This window comes from Planktothrix sp. FACHB-1355 (genome assembly GCF_014748295.1).
Taxonomy (GTDB): domain Bacteria; phylum Cyanobacteriota; class Cyanobacteriia; order Cyanobacteriales; family Aerosakkonemataceae; genus Aerosakkonema; species Aerosakkonema funiforme_A.
Genome location: NZ_JACJUP010000878.1, coordinates 1 through 3,118 on the forward strand (window position 1 = coordinate 1; position 3,118 = coordinate 3,118).

Sequence of the window (3,118 nt, forward strand, 5' to 3'; positions counted from 1 at the left end):
GTCTGGAAGCGAGATATTAGCGCTTTTCGCGATCGTAGTGCAAAATGTAAAAATAATAACTCGTACAAGCAATTAATCTTGTATGTCATCCCCATTAGGATATAGTTCTGGCCTCGATCGCCCCATCGAGTCAGAAGATCCAACCCAGCAGTCTCTTAGAGATCGTCAATTGCGGACGCTGTTTGAGACTGCCCTCGATGCGATCGCGATCGTCGATGACCGAGGGCGTTACCTAGATGTCAACCCCGCCGCCTGTGAATTATTTGGCCTACAGCGAAATGAACTGCTGGGACGCTACATCTATGAGTTTGCAGAACCTGGGTATGATTTCCCAGCAGTATGGCAACAATTTCTACAACAGGAAAAAGCGCGGGGTGAGTTTCGCTTAGTGCGGACTGATGGGGAAATCCGTATCGTGGAATACGCCGCAACAGCAAACTTTTTACCTCATCGCCATCTTTCCGTAATGCGAGATGTTACAGAACGCAAACAAGCACAGGCGCAAGTCGAGGAACTTAGCCGTCAACTGGCACAAAGCCAAGCGCAACTACAAGAAGCAGGTATTGCGCCAGGGAGGATAGCTACCCCCGCAGAGAGTCATCCCTTAGAACAAATTGCCCGCCACATTCCCGGAGTTATTTATCAGTTTCGGATGCGTCCTGATGGTACTTTCCATCTTCCCTACGCCAGTGAGGGTTTGAAAGAGATTTATGGCGTTACCCCAGAAGAAGTGCGCGAGGATGCTTCTAAGATGTTTGCAATTATTCATCCTGAAGATCTCGATCGCCTCAATCAATCCATTCTCGAATCTGCCGAACACCTTACCCCTTGGTATTGCGAATATCGAGTTTGCTTACCGGATGGACGGATGTTGTGGTTAGTCGGTGATGCTACGCCCCAGCGAGAACCAGATGGCAGTACCCTTTGGCATGGCTATATTCGGGATATCACAGACAGCAAAAAGGCTGAAGCTGACAATCAACGCTTGCTTGCCATTCTCGAAAGCACATCAGATTTAGTCGGAACTGCCGATTTAACGGGTAAAGCTTTGTATCTCAATCAAGCTTGGCGAAATCTGTTTGATAATAATGAAGATACAATCGCCAATGTGGAAATATCTACATCTCATCCCAAGTGGGCTTTAGATATTATCTTCAATCAGGGCTTGCCGTCAGCAGCACGTTCCGGCAGTTGGCACGGCGAGACAGCAATACAGGATTCGACCGGACGCGAAATTCCCGTTTCTCAAGTCATCCTAGCTCACAAATCAACGGAAGGAAAAGTCGAATACTTTTCCACAATCCTGCGAGATATTACAGAAAGTAAAGCCACAGAACTCGCTCTCCGCAATTCCCTAAAACAATTATCAGATATTAAATTTGCTTTGGATCGCGCCGCGATCGTTTCCATCACGGATGAACGAGGAATCATTAACTATGCCAACGATAATTTTTGCCAAATATCTAAATATTCTAAAGCCGAAATCATTGGCCAAAACCATCGCTTAATCAAATCCGATTATCATCCTAAAGAATTCTTCCAAAATCTTTGGCAGACTATTTCGGCAGGGCAAGAATGGCAAGGAGAAATCAAAAATAAAGCTAAGGATGGCACTTATTATTGGGTAGATACAACTATCATTCCTTTGCTCAACGAGCATGGTAAACCAAGTCAGTATTTGTCAATTAGAGTTGATATAACATCCCGCAAAGAAGCGCAAGCTAAGTTAATGGAAACTAGCCATTTACAAGAAGCAATTTTAGACAGCGCTAAGTATACAATTATTTCAACCGATCCTAATGGTATTATCAAAACTTTTAATGCTGCTGCCCAAAGATTATTGGGATATTCATCAGCCGAAATGATAGACCAACTTACACCAGCAGTTATTCACGATTTAGAAGAAATTAAACAACGGGCAACCGAACTAACCGCAGAACTCGGTCAACCGATTGCACCGGGGTTTGAGGTATTTGTTGCTAAGGCACGTTTGGGAATAGTTGACGAATATGAATGGTCTTATATTCGTAAAGATGGTTCTCGATTTCCCGTGCAACTTTCTGTCACGGCTTTACGCGATCGCAACGGAAAAATTACCGGATTTTTGGGTATAGGAAATGATATTACCGATCGCAAAGAAGCCGAAGCTCAACTGAAGGAAATATCAGACCGTTTGTCGTTGGCATTCAAGTCCGGGAAAATTGGCTGTTGGGAATGGGATCTCGTACAGAACACCCTCCTTTGGGACGATCGGATGTACGAGCTATATGGCGTAACCAAGAACACTGATTCCAGATTAGTTTACGACATTTGGGCAACTGGGCTACATCCTGATGACCGAGAAACCTCGGAAAGATTAATCCGTCAAGCTGTTTTGGGAAAAGCAGAATTTGATATTGAATTTCGCGTCGTTCATCCTGATGGTAGTATCCATTTCATTAAAGCATTCGGTCTAGTTCGGCGGGACGCAGAAGGTAATCCTCGAAAGATGATCGGGATTAATTTTGATATTAGCGATCGCAAACATCAAGAACAAGCTCTCCGTTTAATTGTTGAAGGTACAGCAGCAAAAATAGGCGACTCATTCTTCAAAAGTTGCGTCCAATATATCGCCCAAGTTTTAGAAGTACGTTATGCTTTGATCGCCATATTTGTTGATTCAGAAAAATTGTCCGCCCAAACTCTAGCATTTTGGGCAGGAGACGAATTTGGCGATAATTTTATTTACAATTTAGTCGGCGCTCCCTGTGAGAACGTTTATACTAAAGGTGATTTATGTTTATACCAAAATTCAGTTCAATCGCTTTTTCCTAAAGATGCTGATTTAGTCATGCTCCAAGCCGAAAGTTATGCTGGTTTACCGATTATAAATGCTGCTGGCGAGCGTTTGGGATTGCTGGCAGTTCTAGACACTAAGCCGATGGTAAAAAATCTAGAAATGCAATCGGCCATCTTGAGAATATTTGCTACTCGTGCTGCTGCTGAAATAGAGCGTATACAGGCAGAAACAGCATTGCGTCAATCAGAAATTCAACTGCGCCAACAAACTCAAGAATTAGAAATCACCCTCAAAAAATTGCAAAATACCCAAACTCAATTAATTCAAGCGGAAAAAATG

General features: G+C 43.5%; 1 protein-coding gene. It reads left to right on the plus strand.

The features are described from left to right. Positions 1 to 82: 82 nt before the first annotated feature. Positions 83 to 3,118, plus strand: a 3,036-nt coding sequence (locus tag H6S82_RS26355; protein WP_191056965.1) for a PAS domain S-box protein, incomplete at its 3' end; no start/stop codon positions are given.